This is a genomic window from Pseudomonas gessardii (assembly GCF_001983165.1).
Lineage (GTDB): Bacteria > Pseudomonadota > Gammaproteobacteria > Pseudomonadales > Pseudomonadaceae > Aquipseudomonas > Aquipseudomonas gessardii.
On record NZ_MNPU01000001.1, the window covers coordinates 255,799 to 272,788 of the forward strand.

A 16,990-nucleotide genomic window follows, 5' to 3' on the forward strand; every position below is an offset into this window, starting at 1 on the left:
CCGAAGTCTAGACTTAACAGTTTTTAGAGGCTCGGACGTTATTTGATAGTTGCCGATTTTTCGGTCGCAACGGTTAGGTTAAATTCAATTGATCACATTATCGCTGTTCAAAGATGACGAGATCTTAGCACCTCGGCTGGGGCTTACTCATCAGGAGGTGCTTGGGGTTTTCGGTAAATCTGGATAGGCCTTTCAAACCATGATATTACCAGGCTTAAGGATCCAAGAACGAAAAGTATAGGCTTCAAAACACCTAGTGATATCGAAAAAAATTGCAATAAATGGACTAAGTTCGATTGTGGTGATGATACCGTTGGGTATGGATACAAAGGGCTTGCGGCGATTTTCAATCCTGTAACTAACAAGATTATTATCTTTAGGTCGACAAAAAGCAGAGGCTAAATATGATTTTTTTGTTTGATCGAGGGAATAAGTTTGCGCTCAGTATACAAGCATACGAGTTTCCCGAGGCGAACGATGAGCTAGATGCTAATTGGTTAGTCGTTGGTATAGAAATAGAGCAAGAAGATGGGGTGGGGTGGCGAGCGCATGGACCTTATCTACGCACCCGTGAGTTAGTAAAGCTATTGCGCTGGCTGCAAAATTTGACAGTTAAAGCTACCCCTTCAAGGATGGATTTTATGGAGGGAGAGTTAGCGTTTGATTATACGGACGATATGCTGCTTGGGATCAAGCTTGACTTTAGCTTTCATCCTAAAGGCGCAGAGTATGATTATTTAGTTGATAGGGAGTGCTCACTATATTTCAGAGTTAATGATAAAGAAATAGCTGATCTGATTTTTGCTGTTGAGCAAACTATAAAGACGTTTCCTGAGCGATAAGTCGTGAGAGGAGCTTACTTTTACTGTTGGCTCTTCCGCCGTAAAATGGAATAGAGCAGAACTGGGCTAGATAAGTTCTATCCAGCGGTGGTGTTCTGTCAGAAACATATTTAGCATTTTTTGGAAGGTTGTTAAGCAAGTGGATAAATCGCTTGAGAAAGGAGTTTTCAAGGGGGCATACATGCCGGTGGCGATGTGATTGTCGTGTGTTACGCGGACGGCAGCGTGGTGGATTTCACGACGCAATGGCGTAAAGCTGTAAACGTCTCGACTTGATCTGACAACCCTCTTTAAAAAGAACGGGACCGGGGTTGATGGTGTGTGAGCAATCACTAACCCAAGAGGATTAGCCCTACGTGAACGTTGCCGAACTTAAAAGCTCAATGTTTTCAAAGGGGTAGACGTTTAGTAAGAAACTCGTTCCCCGCTCCACTATCTTGATTTTTAACCTGCATCGTCAATCTGTCGTCACTCGCGCGGCGTTCTGCCTCAACAGGTCCAGATAGTCAGCCCATTGTTGAGCCGCTTCCCGGCGTTGCGCTAGTAGTTGCGCACGTGCATACACAGCCCCCAGCGCACCTGGCATCCGGTGGGATAGCGACAATTCGAGCACGATGGGATCAATTCCCAAGTGTTCGTGGGCAATAGTCCGGTAGGTGGCACGAAAGCCGTGGGCAGTGATGCCGTACTCTGGCCAGATATGCTGAAACGACTTGAGCATTGACGTCGGGTTGATCGGGCGGCCTGGATAGACCGGCGAGACGAACACCCAACCTTTACCTTCGTCATCCACTACGCGGGTTTGTCTTAGCTTGCGCAACAGGGCCAATGCTTGTTCAGGTAAAGGCACGATGTGTTTGCTTTTGTCCAGATGCCTGGTTTTGCTCACTACGTAGCGCCAATCGGCGCCGACCAGGTCGACATCTTCCCAGCGCATCCGCACGAGTTCGCCAGGGCGCACTGGCAACATGACCAGCAGACGCATCGCGTTGGCAACACTGCCGTCGTCGCACTCATCCAGACGTAAAAGAAACCTGCCCAGATCGGCTGGCCTTTCAATCGCCGGATTGCTGGTTACGACGTGGCGAATCCTCAACTCCTCGACATTACTGAGCGCCACGTTGCGCTCCACCCAGCCGCGACCTTCAGCGAAGCCGAGGATGGAACGGATGATTGTGCGTACACGTCGGGCCATCGCCATGAGACGTTGCTGGCGCAGTTCCGTGATGATGGTGGTGATGTGCTCAAGCTTGATCTCGCTGACCGGTTTACTGCCGACTGCAGGCAGAATGTGGTTTCTCAAGGCTCCGCGAAAACCCGCGATGGATTTGCTCACCAGTTGGGCAGATTTGAAAGCCATCCACTGCTCGGCTACGTAGGCGAAGGTGCGCTGCTCATTGAGCCGCTGTGCCTCGATCTTGGCGGTTTTAGCCTTGAGCGGCGCGATGCTGTTCGCCACGTCGCGGCGTGCGCTGCGGGCAATGTCGCGCGCCTCCTTAAGGCCGATATCAGGGTACGTACCGATCGAAAACCGGTTTTCCTTGCCATGCAGGCGATATTTCAAGCGCCAGAACTTGGAAGGAGGGTTTCCGATTTTGCGTGACGCGCTCACCTCCAAGTAAAGACCGGGGACTTCGCCATCGGCATGTTTGCCAGGGGTAATCACTGCGCGTACGAAAGCGTCGGTCAGTTTTCGCTTGAACAGAGCGCCTTCTCGGGCTTGCATAATTGGGGGCATCGTTTTTTAAAAAATAAAAAATGTGCCCCCAATTATGCCCCCAAAAGCCTCAGAACTCCTTGGAATTGGACGGACGCCCATGGACTCGAGATGCTTTAAGCTAATGTTTTATAAGCATTTATAGAACATAGTAGAATTTTGTTACAAACTCTCGGGGTCCCCAAAAAACATCTGAATCCGCGACCGCAACCACCGTTCCCCCGGATCGTTGTCCTGTGAGCCACGCCAGGCCATATGCAATTCAAAACTGCGTACCGGCAACGGCGGGTCTTCGGCGCGCAGGCCACCGGTGGCGGTCAGGGCTTCGGCGGTGTAGTCGGGGACGGTGGCGAGGATATCGGTGCCGGCCAGCAGGGTGCCCAGGCCGTTGAACTGCGGAACCGCCAGTACCACATGGCGTTGGCGGCCGAGTTTTTCCAATTCTTCATCAATAAACCCGCTGAGGTCGCCGGCAAACGAGACCAGGGCGTGAGGGCGGGCGCAGAAGTCGTCCAGGCTCAGGGCGCCGGGCACGCTGTCGGCGCGCAGTAGCTTGGGTAGGCTGCGGCGCAACAGTTTGCGCTTGGCATTGGCCGGCAGGTCGGCGGTGTAGCTGACGCCAATGGAGATTTCCCCGGAGGCCAGCAGGCCCGGCATCAGGATGTAGTTGACGCGGCGGATCACCAGCACAATGCCCGGCGCTTCGGCGCGCAGGCGCTTGAGCAGTTGCGGCAGCAAGGCAAACTCGACATCGTCCGACAGGCCAATGCGAAACACTGCGGTACTGGTGGCCGGATCGAATTCGGCGGCGCGGCTGACGGCGGTGGAAATCGAATCCAGGGCCGGCGAGAGCAGGGCGAAAATTTCCACGGCCCGGGCCGAGGGTTCCATGCTGCGCCCGGTGCGCACGAACAGCGGATCATCGAACAGCCCGCGCAGGCGCGACAAGGCGGCGCTGATGGCCGGCTGGCCGAGGAACAATTTCTCGGCGGCGCGGGTCACACTGCGCTCATGCATCAAGGTTTCGAATACGATCAACAGGTTCAGGTCGACACGACGCAGGTCGTTACGGTTCATCTTGTGTCCTGGCAGATTCAGCGAGCTTGACGTGAGCGGCCACATGACAACAATGGCCGGCATGAATCTTACGGGGAAAGGCTGGTACTCTGCACCGGCTAATTCAGTTTTCCTACGCCGCCTAGGGTATTTTCCTAGGCGGTGGAATCAATGACAGACATGACGACTATTAATGGCGACCGGTGGCCTTGCCCCGAAAGCCCAGATAAAGTTCATGGCATTAGAGGTCACTTTGGCGAGGTTTGCGATGTCCCGCACGATCCGTTTTCACAAGTTTGGTCCGGCCGAGGTGCTCAAGTGCGAAGAGCATGAAGCCACGTTGCCCGCACCGGGCGAAGTGCAGGTGCGTGTCGAAGCGATTGGCATCAGCTGGTACGACATTCTCTGGCGGCAGAACCTGGCGTCGTCCCATGCCCGTTTGCCTTCCGGTCTGGGCCATGAAATGGCCGGTGTGGTAATGGCGCTGGGCGAGGGTGTTGATGACCTGGCCGTTGGCGACAAGGTCGCCAGCTTCCCGGCCGAGAGCCCCAATGATTACCCGGTGTATGGCGAACAGATTATTTTGCCGCGTTCGGCCCTGACCCGTTACCCGGACGTCTTGAGCCCGGTGCAGGCCAGCGTGCATTACACACCGTTGTTGATTGCCTACTTTGCCTATATCGACCTGGCGCGGGTCAAGCCCGGGCAGTTTGCGCTGGTCACGGATGCCAGCCATTGTGCCGGGCCTTCGTTCGTGCAATTGGGCAAGGCGCTGGGGGTGCGGGTGATTGCCGCGACCAAGAAGGCTGAAGAGCGCGAATACCTGCTGTCCCTGGGTGCCGAAAAGGTCATCGTCACCGAAGAGCAGGACTTGCTGATGCAAATCAACAAGTTCACCGACGGGCGGGGCGTGGATGTGGTATTCGACGGCCTGGGTGGCCCGCAGATGTCGCTGTTGGGCGATGTGCTCGCGCCCCGTGGCAGCCTGGTGTTGTATGGCCTGCAGGGCGGCAACCAGACACCGTTCCCGGCCTGCGCCGCGTTCCAGAAGAACATCCAGTTCTTTGTGCACTGTATCGGTAACTTCACGGGCAAGCCGGAGCTGGGCATTATCCAGGACCAGGCGGCACTGCAGCGGGCCCTGCGTGAGATCAACCAGTTGACCGCAGACGGTGTGCTGGTGCCGCTCAAGACCCGGGTGTTCCCGTTCAGCGAGTTTGTCGATGCCCATCGTTATATGGACGAATGCCCATGCCGCGAGCGGGTGGCGTTGCAGGTTGAAGCTGTTTGATCTGTGGGAATGTTCGTAATCGGACATTCCGCCCGTGCTTGCCATGGGGCAAATACGCCATTTAGAAGGACAGGATCTACGTCCTGGCTGAGTCGCCCGCCGGGATTCTTTCCCTACAAAACCTGCCGTTGATGCCGCCGCTGCCCTGAATCCCAGAGCAGCGGCGTTTTACATGGGGGCTGCGCTCAGTCCCGGCTCGCCAAACTGCACTGGTTTTTGCGCCGGGTCTGTATCTTTTAATCATCAAGCAAGCGCTGATAATTGCCCGGTCACTTTCATCTCAAGGACTGAGCAATGATTGCAGAAAACAACTCAACACACCGGTTCGCGGTAACTAACAAGTCGTCTTGTATGTCGGCCCAGGGATATTGGCCTGCACAGAGAGCGATTAAGTGTGCGCGAACTAAACCCGGCTTTTGCCCTGCGCTGCATATGTCAGATAACTCTTTAATATTTGAGTTAAAGGCTAGTAGGAAGTTGTAAGACCTTTCCTAGGCTGGCCGACAGGCCAGCGTAGGGGCTTTCTTCAGCAGGTGATGGCATCTTCGCCGGGATGTTCCAACAGGCGCTTTGTTGTGCGGTGCTAACATTTAGCTATCAGCTTTGCCGCAACAGGCGTCAACTCCAAGTAAACAGCAGGTCGGACAGGCACGCCTAACTGCTTGCCCGGAACTGACAGTTAACCTCAGGTAGTAAAGCTATGAGCGCTATTCACGAACAAGCCATGAACTATGTGTACCAGCAAGTGTTGCAGCGGTTGCAGGGCTACTTCTCGCGAGCGGAGCGCACCGCACTTCAGTTATTGATTCAGCGGCTGATTGTGGCGGCAGGGGGCATCGAACAGATCGGTGACTACAAAGTACTGGTCGCCCATGGAGGCGGTAAAGGCAGCAGCTATGCATTGGCCTTCCTGCGTGCCGCCCAATTGACCATCGCCGGCCGTGCGCCGAGGAGTTTTCAGTTGCGCGTCGCCACCCTGCGCCATACGGGGATGACGCAAGCCGCACTGGACAGCATTCACCGTGGCTACAGTGCGTTGTTTTTCCATGACGACCCCCGGGTCGAGTTATTGATGGTGGAAAATCAGGAAGTCTTGCCCTTCAACCACCTGCGTCCGGCCTCCACGGCGGGCCAGGATATTGGCCGGCGCAACATGTTGATGGTTGGGCATATGAGTTCGGGGGATATCCGTGCCAGTTTGTGCAACGACGGTTACTTGTCCCTGGGGGATTTCTACCGCCGCATTACCGCCTGGGACGCCGGGGTGCATGCCTTGGTCAGCAGTGATTCGCCGCGCAAGCAGAATCAATACCTGGCGTGGCTGGTCAGAACCACCCGCGCTGCCGGCATGAAAGGCCACGCCGGCCGACCGCTGGCGCTCAACGCCCTGTTTACCCGTATGGATGATTGCAGCGCCGACTATTACCGCGACGTCTATGGGGAACATTACGCGACACAGGATGCCTCCACCCACAAGGAGGTGCATAGGCACCTGGCCTATATCGGCGTGGCCGATCTGCTACGTGCCGCGGAGCAGGACCCCACGGCATTGCTCAACGACTTCATGGGCTACAAGCAGGATGAGTTCGCCTTTCAGTTCAGCAACCCGGACTACGCCAACCCGTTGCTGATGGCGCATATGCATGGCCTGCAAGCAGAGGTGCTGCTGGGCCTTGACTATCAACAGGGGGTCACGGGGTTTATCGAGCAAGCCATCGGTTTTATGCGGCGCAAACAAATCCCCGAACTGCTGATTGCCCAGGCCGGCACCCGGGACGGGCGCATGCTCGCGGCCACCTACGCCCGTGAGTTCTTTGGCCTGGAAGAAAGCCAACTGGTGTGCCTGTTGTTCTCACCGTTTATCCAGCAAGGGCAGCGCCTGGAAGCCTTCTTGCGCCGCTGCCATCCCGGCATGCTGGTGGCGTTGCCCGAGCTGCACAAAGCCCTTGAGGGCAAGTCGTCGGCCGAGTTGATCCAGCATTGGGTGGTCGATACCAGCGGTTTACCCCTGGCACTCTTGCAGCATCTGTACCGCACCCATGTCGCGGCCAATGCCGCCTGTATCAATAGCGAGGAGCCAACCACCGGGCCACACGGCGCGCCAGGGCGCTGAGGGTGGATGCGCTACGGCAGCCGTTGCCCGGGCAGAGAACGTCATGAGGGAGGATAAGCAGGCCGACTTCGCCTATCAGGCGGTCTATCGCTACATGATCAACCTGATCAATGAAGTGGGCACCGAGGCCAGGGTCAAGCTGCCGTCCTTGCGACACTTGGCAGAGCGTTTGAATGTGTCGATTTCCACTATTCAATACGCTTACTCACTGCTGGAAAAGGAGGGCAGGGTGTACTCGGTGGCCAAGTCCGGCTACTACGCCTTGCCCATTGCCGCCAATACCCCGTGCTGCAGCGCCGGTGATTTGCTCGAACGCCTGTATACCGGCGCGCGCAGGCCGGGGATGTTGGTGCTCAGTGCCGATGAACCGGCGCAACTGTTGTCCCTGGACGGGCCGTTGCTGCAATTGGAGCGTGAACTGGTGCGCCAGTATCCGCGCCAGTTGCAACCTTATTCCCAGCCGTGTGGCATCTGGGAACTGCGGGCGGCACTGGCGGCGCGTTATACCCGTTCGCCCACACGTTGCTGGCAGGCGGATGACGTCTATATCGGCGCTGACCTACGGGGTGTGCTGGCGATCCTGATCGAAGTGCTGGCGCTCAACGGGGCGGCGGTGCTGGTGGAGTCACCGTGTGACTGGCTCATCCTGCGCCTGCTGCAAGACGCCGGGGTGCGCGTGATTGAATGGCCGTGCAACGAGCAGGGCCGGCTCGACCTGGCCTATCTGGAGCAGCAACTGCGGGCCGAGGGGGTGCAACTGGCCTTGTTATCCTCGACCCCCGGCCTTGCCACGGGCAAAGCCTTGAGCCTGGCGGAGCAGACGCAAGTGGCAAGGTTGCTGGAGCTCTATGGCTGCTGGCTGTTGGAGAATGATGTCCACGGTGGGCTGGAGTTCGAGGCATCTACCCGCTACCTGCGGGATGTGGTGAACCCCGCACGGCTGATCGTATTTTCCACGTTTGAGAAAGTCATGGGGCCGGAAGCGCCCTATGGTTTTCTGCTTTCGCGGCACTTGAGCGCGCAATTGCAGCGCCAGTTCCTGTTGCGCGCATTTTGTTTGTCGTCCCTTCGCCAGCGGGCAATAGCCCGGCTGTACTACACGGGCCGCCTTGACCTGCACCTGCAGGACTTGCGCGCACAGCTCAAGGCACACGCCTGCGCGATGCAGGTGCACCTGGCGCAGCATCTGGGCGAGCGGGTGACATACCGGGTGCCGCAGGCGGGTGCCACCTACTGGTTGCGCTCGACCGAGGCCGTGGACATGCGCCGGGTATTCCAGGACATGTTGGCACGCCAGGTGGTGATTGCCCCCGGCGAGTTGTTCAGCGTGAGTGGCCTGTACCAGCAGCACTTTCGCCTGAGCCATGTGCTCAGCACACATCACCGCCTGGACCTGGTGTTGGAGGCGTTGGCACAGGCGCTTAAGCAGGGGCAGAACAGATGAGTGGGTTCTGTCGGAAATATCACTGATTATTGTGGGATAGATACCGTCGCATGGCGGTCGAACACCCAGTAAACTGCATTCCTTTTCCGAATCCTTCTTTTCAGAGGTTTTTGCATGACTCTCAGTCCTTTTGCGGGCAAACCGGCGCCAGCTCAATTGCTGGTGGACATCCCGCGACTGGTAACGGCCTATTACACCGGCCAGCCCGATGCAGCAATCTCCACGCAACGTGTCGCTTTTGGTACCTCCGGGCACCGTGGCAGCTCTTTTGACTTGAGTTTCAATGAATGGCACGTACTGGCCATCAGCCAGGCCATTTGCCTGTACCGCGAGGCGCAAGGCATTGATGGCCCACTGTTTGTCGGCCTCGACACCCACGCGCTGTCCACGCCGGCCGGCGCCAGTGCCCTGGAAGTGCTGGCGGCCAATGGCGTGCAGGTGATGCTCGCCGAAGGCGATGAATACACGCCGACCCCGGCGATTTCCCACGCCATCATCTGCTACAACCGTGGCCGCACCCGTGGGCTGGCGGATGGCATTGTCATCACCCCGTCCCATAACCCGCCCCAGAGCGGCGGGTATAAATACAACCCGCCCAACGGCGGCCCGGCCGATACCCATGTCACCAAATGGATCGAAGCCAAGGCCAACGAACTGCTGGCCGCCAAGCTGGCCGGGGTCAAACGCATCTCCCATGCCCAGGCCTTGAAAGCCGACACCACCCATCGCCATGACTACCTCAACACCTACGTGGCCGACCTGATCAATGTGATCGACATGGACGCCATCCGCAGCGCTGATCTGCGCCTGGGCGTGGACCCGCTGGGGGGCGCCGGGGTGCGCTACTGGTCGGCCATTGCCGAACATTACCGCTTGAACCTGGAGGTGGTGAATACCGAGGTCGACCCGACCTTCCGCTTTATGAGTGTGGATTGGGACGGGCAGATTCGCATGGACCCATCCTCCAGCTATGCGATGCAAGGCCTGATCGGCCTCAAGGAACGCTTTGACGTGGCATTTGCCTGCGACCCCGACCACGACCGGCACGGCATCGTCACCCCGTCTGGCGGGTTGTTGGCGCCGAACAACTACCTGGCGGTGTCCATCGACTACCTGTTCCAGAACCGTCCCCAGTGGCGTGCGGATGCTGGGGTGGGTAAAACCGTGGTCAGCAGTGGCTTGATCGACCGCGTCGCCGCACGCATCGGCCGACGCCTGTACGAAGTGCCGGTGGGCTTCAAGTGGTTTGCCGACGGCCTGTTCGAGGGTTCCCTGGGCTTTGGCGGTGAAGAAAGCGCAGGCGCGTCCTTCCTGCGCAAGGATGGCCGCGTGTGGAGCACAGACAAGGACGGCCTGATCCCGGCCTTGCTGGCCGCCGAAATGACCTCGCGCAAAGGCCAGGACCCAAGCCAGATCTACCGCGGCCTGACCGACGCCCTGGGTGAGCCGTTCGCCATCCGTGTGGATGCCAAGGCCACGCCGGCACAGAAGGCGCTGCTGGGCAAGCTGGCGCCGCAGCAGGTCACCTCCACGCAATTGGCCGGGGAAAGCATCCAGCAAATCCTCAGCCATGCACCGGGGAACGACCAGCCGATTGGCGGGCTGAAAGTCATGACCGAAAACGGCTGGTTTGCCGCACGACCGTCAGGCACCGAGGATATCTACAAGATCTATGCCGAGAGCTTTATTGGCGAAGATCACCTCAAGCGCCTGGTGGAAGAGGCGCAGGTGTTGGTGGATGGCGCCATTTCCTAACGTGTGGGGGCTGGCTTGTGTGGCTGGCTTGCCTGCGATCGCATCGCCTCGGTCTAACTGATACACCGAGGTGTCTGCATCGCAGGCAAGCCAGCTCCCACACAAGCCAGCTCCTACACAAACCCGCTGCCACAGTTGGTTTGGTGCCAGGCTTGAGATCAGGCCAGGTCTACCAGCACCACTTCGCTGTCTTCGACTGCCGTCACCCGTAACACCCGCTCATCTTGCACCGCAACGCCATCCCGCGCCTGCGCTCGCAGGCCATTGACTTCGATCACCCCGGTCGCCGGCACCAGATACGCCCGGCGCCCTGCATCCAGGTGGTACTCGGTACTTTCCCCGGCCTTCAGGTTGGCCGCTACCAAGCGTGCATCGGCACGAATACGCAGGCTTTCATGGTCGCCGTGTTTGCCGCTGGCCAGGGTCACGAAGCCTTCGCGCTCGCCCTTGGGAAAGGGCTTGGCGCCCCAGGAAGGGGGCAGGCCCGCTTCATTGGGAATGATCCAGATCTGGAAAATCTTGGTCGCCGTGGCTTCCAGGTTGTATTCGCTGTGGGCAATCCCGGTGCCCGCGCTCATCACCTGCACGTCGCCGGCCTCGGTGCGGCCCTTGTTGCCCAGGTTGTCGGCATGGCTGATGGCGCCTTCGCGCACATAGGTGATGATTTCCATGTCGCGGTGCGGGTGCTGTGGGAAGCCGGTGCCCGGCGCGATGATATCGTCGTTCCACACCCGCAGGTTGCCCCAGTGCATACGCTTAGGGTCATGGTACTCGGCAAACGAGAAGTGGTGATGGGCATCCAGCCAACCGTGATTGGCACCGCCCAGGGAAGTGAAAGGTCGAAGTTCAAGCATGATCGTCTCCTGTTGATGGGCCTATCATCCAGCAGCACATAATCGATAAAAAGCGTAAAAAATGCCTGATTCCCATCAGGTAATTCGATTGCTTCCTGTGTTCCACAACTAGACCCCAGCTTCAGTTCATCGCCTAACTGCATGAAGCCAAAGCAATTGGCTGGAACTGTCAGGGGATTCCGGCGACCATAGGGCTTCTGTTCGCCCAAGCCCCCGCAGGAGTCCGCGTGCTGCAACACACCCCTGATCTGCCCCCCGAACTGCGTCCCCTGGCGCAAATGCCGCTGTTCAAGCGCCTGGCTGCCCGGCTGTTTGGCCACGGTTTGACACGTCTGCGGGCCCAGCATCGTTTTTCGTGGCTGCATGGCCAGGCCGATGGCTTTCGCAGCGGGCATGAGGCGGGGGTGGAGTATGGCTACCGCGAAGGCAAGCGCGATGGTATCGAGGAGGGCCGTCAGGTCCTGTTGATTCGCGACTTGCGTAGTGATGAGCACCGTGCCCCGGGGGTGGACGACCGCCTGTTCGACGATTGGCGCCTGCCACTGACACCCGACCTGAAAAAACGCATCAAGGCCGATGTGGCACGCCTGCTACCGGCCCATGCGCAGCCCAGCGCGGCGCAGTGGAAGATGATCTTCAGCGACACCCCGTCGACCTCGGTGGTTGCCGGGGCCGGGGCTGGCAAATCCACGTCGCTGGTCCTGCGCATCCTGCTGTTGAGCCATTACCTGGGCTTCGAGCTGAGCTCCATGACCGTGGTGACCTTCACCCGCGAGTCGCGCAAGGACTTTATCAGCAAGCTCATGGAGATCCTCAGCCTGTGGGGCCAACCCCTTGGTTTGAAAGAGGCCCAGGCCGTGGTGCGCACCTTCCACTCACGCATCTTGCCCATGGTCCGCAGCCTGCCGGGTTTCGAGCGGTTGCAGGCCTTCGAGAACCTGCACCACGGCACCTATGATGACGAGGCCGATAGCAACCCGTTTGACCTGCGCATCAACGAGGCCCAACGCCAGCAGCTCAATGCCTGTTATCACGGGCTCTATGGCCGGCATGCGTGTTTTCGCGAACTGATCGCGCCGATGGCACGCCACGCCCTGCAGCTCAAGGAGTTGGAGCGCGACCACCCGGATGTGCAAAAACGCGTGGCGGTCACCGAGTTGGCGGCCAAGCGTGATGAAGAGCTGTGCGATGTGATCGAGGACCTGTGGTTGCGCGCCGGCGCGTGGCCGATCAAGGGGATCGAGCCCAGCCGCCAGCGCGTTGAAATCAATGGCGCGTCGTTCCACTGCCATGGCTATAGCGCCGAACTGGAGGCCTGGGTGGTGCTGGGCTTCGACGCCCGGGAAAGCCCACAGCTCGCCCGGCCCGGGGCCAAGCTGTCGGTGCGGGCCGAATGGGCGGTCAAACGCACACTGTTTCAAGCTTTCTGTCACAAGCCATTGATATGGCTGGATAACTACGAGTCATCCAAGCGTCTGTTGAGCAGCCTGGCGGGCGAGACCACCTCCGGTCCGGGGTTTGATTACAAGGTCAAGGGTGAGCTGGCTTCGGCACCGCTGCTCGACTGCTTTGTCACCGCGGCCGGGTTTATCGAGAACCTTGGCCTGGATGTGCCCACGGCGGTAGGCCAGATGAGCTTTGCCAAGGATGACCCGGACCGTGGTTTCTTCGAGGCCCTGAGTCTTTTCTGGAAAGCCCTGGAAGATCACCTGCTCGACCAGTCGCCGCCGATCATGACCTACAACCGCATGTTCTCGCTGTTTGGCGAGAACACCCCGGAAAACCTCAAGTTGCTCAGCGATGGGCTGTTGCGCCCGTTGTCGCACTTGATGATCGATGAGTTCCAGGATGTCTCGCCACAGATCGTGGCGTGGATCCGCGCCAGCCTGCACGAGATCCGCCGACGCGGGCCGGCCATGCACGTGGGGCGCGGGGCCCAGCATTCCTCGCTGTTATGTGTCGGGGATGACTGGCAGTCGATCTATGGCTGGCGCGGCAGTTCGCCCAAGTACTTTATGGAGTTCAACAAGGAGTTCCCGTCCCCCAGCACCACCCGGGTGATGCTGGGGGAGAACTTTCGTAGCCACCAGCACATCATCGATGCGGCCGAACATATCGTTAAGGCCTCCCCCGCGATCAGCGGCAAAAAGGCCAAGGCCAGCGGTACGGCCAAGGCACTGGTGCCGGTACAGGTGCTGGATCGGGACGAGGCGGCCCTGGCGCAGCAATTGCTGGCGCACTATCAGCGCGGCGAATCGGTGTTAATGTTGTATCGAAAAAGTAGCGATAAGTTATTGATTCAGGAGCATATTCAATCTTTAGTTAATCTTGATTCCAGCTTGCCGCCGGCCATGCGCCGCCTCAAGCAACTGACCTACCACAGCGCCAAGGGGCTGCAGGCCGATGCGGTGTTTTTGCTCGGCGATTGCCAGCACCTGACCCGCTCGCCCTACAAGAACCAGGTGTACCGCATGGCCGGGCTGGGCAAGGACGGGGATGCCGAGCCCTACGACAATGCGCAAAGAGACGAGGTGCTGCGCCTGGCCTATGTCGGGATTACCCGGGCGGTCAGCCATTGCTATTGGTATGTCGAAGGGCAGGAAGGCCAGGGGGCGAATGCACCCAGGGCGTCGGATCGGGTGGCGGGGGGCAAATCGTTCTTTGATGATCGCCGTGCTACCAAGGCGCGATAGATCAAATGTGGGAGCTGCCGCGCGGGGCGAGACCGCTCCCACCCTTCAGGCCTGCAGCAACTGCGGTCGCACAAACGATTCCAGCTCAGCCTCAATCGCCTCGATAATCCGCTCCACATCCGTGGCATTCATCACCGTGGCACAGGGAAGGCCGGCGATGGCAATCAGGGTTTCGCCACTTGCGCGGTCAAACAATCGCGCGATCATGCTGCCAGGCGCGTCCATGCTGCCTTCAAAGCCCACCGGGTGAAAATGCCAGCGCATCAGTTGGCATGCATTGGGAAATGTCACTTTGTTCATGTGGCCCACCTTGTTCATTGAGCGCTTCCTTTAGCTCGCGGCAAGGGCGCCAGGCCCATCAATGGTCCTGACCGTGAAGCTTAAAAAATAGCACTCACTCGCCATGGGCACCGGGGTTTTTTCTGTCCGTTCGGCAGTTGCTTGCAAGAAGTATGACGTGGGTCATGTCTTACAAATGCTTAGGCAAAAGGCCATTATCGAAAACCCTCACTTGGCCATTGAAGCGCTCGGTAAAGTTGTGCAAGCTCCGCGCTTTAGCCGTTTTCGAGTGTTGTATGCCACAGACCGTCCCGGCCGACAGCCCGCAACAGACGCCAGCGACTGCCGAGGTGGTATTGCGCCATCACCTGTGCTGGAAACTCCGCGACCTGGACGGGGTGATGGCGCACTACCACCCGGATATCCAGTACCACGACTTCTTCCAGAACCGCGTGGTGTGCTTTGACCAGTTGCGCGAGTACCTGCAAGCCAGCATGCCCCGGGACCCCGACGAGGCCATTGAACACACCGATCGCATCCGCACCGACGGCGATACCGCCTTTATCCAGTACCGCGTGACGTTGCGCGGTGGCCAGGGCCTGGTGTCGTTTCGCACCAGCGAGGCGATCACCGTGCGTGACGGGCTGATCTGGCGCGTCAACGAGTACGCGTCCCTGGTGCACGAGCCCGCCACCAGCCGCTTGCAGTCCCTGGCCACGCGCCCGACCGTCAGCCGCCTGGGCTTGTCGCCACAGCAACTGAGCTACCTGGCCAACGATTTGCAGCAGTACTTCCAGCGTCAGCAACCCTATCTCGACCCGGAATTGGACCTGCAACAGGTGGCCAAGGCGTGTGGCTACAGCCGCAACCAGATTTCCTACCTGCTCAACCAGGTGCTGGGGCAGAGTTTCTATCGCTACGTCAACCAGGCCCGCCTGCAGCATTTGCTGGCGGCACTGGAGGGCGCCACGCCGCCGATCCGTATCGATGAACGGGCGTTTGCCGCCGGTTTCAATTCGTTGTCGGCGTTCTACAGCTGTTTCCGCCAGCATACCGGCCTGTCGCCCAAGGCCTACGTCAAACAAATTTCCCTGCGTGCACGCGCGCAAGACGACGACTGAAGCCAGGCACTAGGATCACGCCATCGACGTTGGGTGGTGGAGTTCTGGTATGCCGGCATGGCGCAAGATCAGTTTATGGATGGATCAGTTGCAAGAGCCGCTCAAGGCGCGTGCGGCCCTGGGGCACGACCTGGATGTCGACGTGGCCATTATTGGCGCCGGCTACACCGGGTTGTGGACCGCCTATTACCTCAAGCGCCACGCGCCGCAGCTCAAGGTGGTGATCATCGAGGCGCAGACCGCCGGCTTTGGCGCTTCCGGGCGCAACGGCGGCTGGTTGATGGGCAATCTGCTGGGCGAAGATCGTTTGCTTGCCGGGCTGCCCGCCGAGCAGCGCCGGGCCTCGTTTGACCTGCTGCACGGCATCCCCGATGAAGTCGGGCAGGTCCTGCAGCGCGAAGGTATCGATTGTGACTACCGCAAGGGCGGGGCGCTGCACTGCGCCGCCCGTTACCCCGAGCAGGAAGCCAGCCTGCGCGCATACCTGGCCAAGCTCCACGGCCAGGGCCTGACCGACGATGACTACCGCTGGCTCAGCCCCGAGCAACTGGCCGGGCAGGTCCGCATCGCCTCGGCCTATGGCGCGGTCTACACCCCGCATGTGGCGACGATCCACCCGGCCAAGCTGGTGCGCGGGTTGGCGCGGGTGGTCGAAGCCATGGGTGTGGCGATCTACGAAAACAGCCCGGTCACCCACTGGCAATCCGGCAGCCTGCGCACCGACCAGGCCCAGGTCCGCGCCTCATGGGTGGTGCCGGCGGTAGAGGGCTATGCGCCGACGCTCAAGCCCCTGGGCCGCTATCAACTGCCGGTGCAGAGCCTGATCGTCGCCACCGAACCGCTGCCGGCCAGTACCTGGGAAGAAATCGGCCTGAACCAGGGCCAAGCCTTCGGGGAAAGCAGCCGCCAGGTCACCTACGGCCAGCGTACTGCCGACAATCGCCTGGTATTTGGCGCCCGTGGCGGCTATCAGTTTGCCGGCAAGCTGCGCCACAACTTCGACCTCACCGACAGCGAAGTGCAATTGCGCCGCTACCTGTTCTGCGAGCTGTTTCCGCAACTCAAGCAGGTGCGCGTGACTCACTCCTGGGGCGGCAACCTCGGTATGTCGCGGCGCTTTCGGCCGCACATGCTGTGCGACCAACAGAGCGGCATCGCCTTGTCCGGCGGGTATGGCGGGGAGGGCGTGGGCGCCAGCAACCTGGGTGGCCGGACCCTGGCCGACCTGATCCTGGGGCGTGACACGCCGCTGGTCCAGCAACCGTGGGTCCTGCGTGATGGCGGCCTGAATGCCCTCCGGGGCTGGGAGCCGGAGCCGTGCCGCTGGCTGGGCTACAACGCGATCATCCGCAGTTTCGTCCACGAGGACCAGACCCTGGCCGACCCGAACACCGCGCCCTGGCGGCGCAAGCTGGCCAGCGGGATGGCCGGCTTCATGGAAGGGTTCATGCACTAAGTCGTTTCAATCACCACAGGTATGACCATGAGTATTACCCAGTTCAAAGACACCCTTGACTGCCACTTGCCAGACTCAAGCCCGGTTGCCGTGCCCCTGGGCACTCCGGTCGCGGTGGCGTCCACCCTCAGTGTGGTGCGCAACGATGGCGTCGAAACCGGCATCTGGGCATGCACCCCGGGCCGCTGGCGGCGCCAGATCGTGGCGCAGGAGTTCTGCCACTTTATCCAGGGCCGCTGCACCTTCACCCCCGATAACGGCCAAACCCTGCATATCGAAGCCGGCGATGCACTGATGTTGCCGGCCAATAGCACGGGTATCTGGGATATCCAGGAGACCGTGCGCAAGACCTATGTGTTGATCCTCTAA

At 59.5% G+C, this 16,990-nt stretch carries 13 protein-coding genes; 9 read left to right on the top strand and 4 right to left on the bottom strand.

The genetic code is table 11. The annotated features are described in order from the left end of the window. Nucleotides 1-404 precede the first annotated feature (404 nt). Nucleotides 405-842 (top strand): WapI family immunity protein, encoded by a 438-nt coding sequence (locus tag BLL38_RS01100; protein WP_076960915.1) that lies wholly within the window; start codon nucleotides 405-407, stop codon nucleotides 840-842. A gap of 457 nt (nucleotides 843-1,299) precedes the next feature. On the opposite strand, the gene BLL38_RS01105 is transcribed toward BLL38_RS01100, so the two are convergent. Together BLL38_RS01105 and BLL38_RS01110 are read right to left on the bottom strand one after the other, a co-directional pair. Continuing rightward, nucleotides 1,300-2,568 carry a tyrosine-type recombinase/integrase gene (locus tag BLL38_RS01105; RefSeq protein ID WP_076960916.1) on the bottom strand — a complete coding sequence of 423 codons (1,269 nt, stop codon included), beginning with the start codon at nucleotides 2,566-2,568 and terminating at the stop codon, nucleotides 1,300-1,302. Between the two features lie 153 nt (nucleotides 2,569-2,721). Beyond that, nucleotides 2,722-3,636: a LysR family transcriptional regulator gene (locus BLL38_RS01110; protein ID WP_076960917.1), complete on the bottom strand. Its 915-nt coding sequence runs from the start codon at nucleotides 3,634-3,636 to the stop codon at nucleotides 2,722-2,724. A gap of 247 nt (nucleotides 3,637-3,883) precedes the next feature. Here BLL38_RS01110 and BLL38_RS01115 point away from each other — a divergent pair, with 247 nt between their 5' ends. The 4 genes from BLL38_RS01115 (at nucleotide 3,884) to pgm (ending at nucleotide 10,218) form a co-directional block, all read left to right on the top strand. Continuing rightward, nucleotides 3,884-4,906 carry a zinc-dependent alcohol dehydrogenase family protein gene (locus BLL38_RS01115; RefSeq protein ID WP_076961139.1) on the top strand — a complete coding sequence of 341 codons (1,023 nt, stop codon included), beginning with the start codon at nucleotides 3,884-3,886 and terminating at the stop codon, nucleotides 4,904-4,906. Between the two features lie 700 nt (nucleotides 4,907-5,606). After that, nucleotides 5,607-7,019: a hypothetical protein gene (locus BLL38_RS01120; protein WP_076960918.1), complete on the top strand. Its 1,413-nt coding sequence runs from the start codon at nucleotides 5,607-5,609 to the stop codon at nucleotides 7,017-7,019. Between the two features lie 43 nt (nucleotides 7,020-7,062). Next, entirely contained in the window at nucleotides 7,063-8,463 is a 1,401-nt protein-coding gene (locus BLL38_RS01125) for an aminotransferase-like domain-containing protein (RefSeq protein WP_076960919.1), read from the top strand. A gap of 114 nt (nucleotides 8,464-8,577) precedes the next feature. After that, nucleotides 8,578-10,218: a phosphoglucomutase (alpha-D-glucose-1,6-bisphosphate-dependent) gene (pgm, locus tag BLL38_RS01130; protein WP_076960920.1), complete on the top strand. Its 1,641-nt coding sequence runs from the start codon at nucleotides 8,578-8,580 to the stop codon at nucleotides 10,216-10,218. A 158-nt stretch (nucleotides 10,219-10,376) separates the two neighbouring features. Here the strand turns inward: pgm and BLL38_RS01135 are convergent, their stop codons facing one another. Next, nucleotides 10,377-11,072, bottom strand: coding sequence for a pirin family protein (locus tag BLL38_RS01135; protein WP_076960921.1), 696 nt, complete (start codon nucleotides 11,070-11,072; stop codon nucleotides 10,377-10,379). Between the two features lie 227 nt (nucleotides 11,073-11,299). Between BLL38_RS01135 and BLL38_RS01140 the strand changes: the two genes are divergently transcribed. After that, a complete protein-coding gene (locus BLL38_RS01140; protein ID WP_076960922.1) occupies nucleotides 11,300-13,765 on the top strand; it encodes a UvrD-helicase domain-containing protein in 2,466 nt (821 codons plus the stop codon). Between the two features lie 45 nt (nucleotides 13,766-13,810). On the opposite strand, the gene BLL38_RS01145 is transcribed toward BLL38_RS01140, so the two are convergent. Then, the gene (locus BLL38_RS01145; protein ID WP_076960923.1) at nucleotides 13,811-14,083 is read right to left on the bottom strand and encodes a DUF1652 domain-containing protein; all 273 of its coding nucleotides are present in this window, start codon (nucleotides 14,081-14,083) and stop codon (nucleotides 13,811-13,813) included. A gap of 257 nt (nucleotides 14,084-14,340) precedes the next feature. On the opposite strand from BLL38_RS01145, the gene BLL38_RS01150 reads away from it, so the two are divergent. From BLL38_RS01150 to BLL38_RS01160, 3 genes are read left to right on the top strand one after another with little or no spacing between them, the layout of a single operon-like run. Beyond that, a complete protein-coding gene (locus tag BLL38_RS01150) occupies nucleotides 14,341-15,165 on the top strand; it encodes a helix-turn-helix domain-containing protein (RefSeq protein ID WP_076960924.1) in 825 nt (274 codons plus the stop codon). Nucleotides 15,166-15,214: 49 nt separating this feature from the next. Next, nucleotides 15,215-16,621 carry an NAD(P)/FAD-dependent oxidoreductase gene (locus tag BLL38_RS01155; protein ID WP_076960925.1) on the top strand — a complete coding sequence of 469 codons (1,407 nt, stop codon included), beginning with the start codon at nucleotides 15,215-15,217 and terminating at the stop codon, nucleotides 16,619-16,621. A 27-nt stretch (nucleotides 16,622-16,648) separates the two neighbouring features. After that, a complete protein-coding gene (locus BLL38_RS01160) occupies nucleotides 16,649-16,990 on the top strand; it encodes a cupin domain-containing protein (RefSeq protein ID WP_076960926.1) in 342 nt (113 codons plus the stop codon).

Coding starts and splice junctions, on each gene's coding strand:
- BLL38_RS01125 (WP_076960919.1), top strand. CDS start 7,063: ATGAGGGAGGATAAGCAGGCCGACTTCGCCTATCAGGCGGTCTATCGC.
- BLL38_RS01110 (WP_076960917.1), bottom strand. CDS start 3,636: ATGAACCGTAACGACCTGCGTCGTGTCGACCTGAACCTGTTGATCGTA.
- BLL38_RS01105 (WP_076960916.1), bottom strand. CDS start 2,568: ATGCAAGCCCGAGAAGGCGCTCTGTTCAAGCGAAAACTGACCGACGCT.
- BLL38_RS01100 (WP_076960915.1), top strand. CDS start 405: ATGATTTTTTTGTTTGATCGAGGGAATAAGTTTGCGCTCAGTATACAA.
- BLL38_RS01115 (WP_076961139.1), top strand. CDS start 3,884: ATGTCCCGCACGATCCGTTTTCACAAGTTTGGTCCGGCCGAGGTGCTC.
- BLL38_RS01150 (WP_076960924.1), top strand. CDS start 14,341: ATGCCACAGACCGTCCCGGCCGACAGCCCGCAACAGACGCCAGCGACT.
- BLL38_RS01160 (WP_076960926.1), top strand. CDS start 16,649: ATGAGTATTACCCAGTTCAAAGACACCCTTGACTGCCACTTGCCAGAC.
- BLL38_RS01120 (WP_076960918.1), top strand. CDS start 5,607: ATGAGCGCTATTCACGAACAAGCCATGAACTATGTGTACCAGCAAGTG.
- BLL38_RS01155 (WP_076960925.1), top strand. CDS start 15,215: ATGCCGGCATGGCGCAAGATCAGTTTATGGATGGATCAGTTGCAAGAG.
- BLL38_RS01145 (WP_076960923.1), bottom strand. CDS start 14,083: ATGAACAAGGTGGGCCACATGAACAAAGTGACATTTCCCAATGCATGC.
- BLL38_RS01135 (WP_076960921.1), bottom strand. CDS start 11,072: ATGCTTGAACTTCGACCTTTCACTTCCCTGGGCGGTGCCAATCACGGT.
- pgm (WP_076960920.1), top strand. CDS start 8,578: ATGACTCTCAGTCCTTTTGCGGGCAAACCGGCGCCAGCTCAATTGCTG.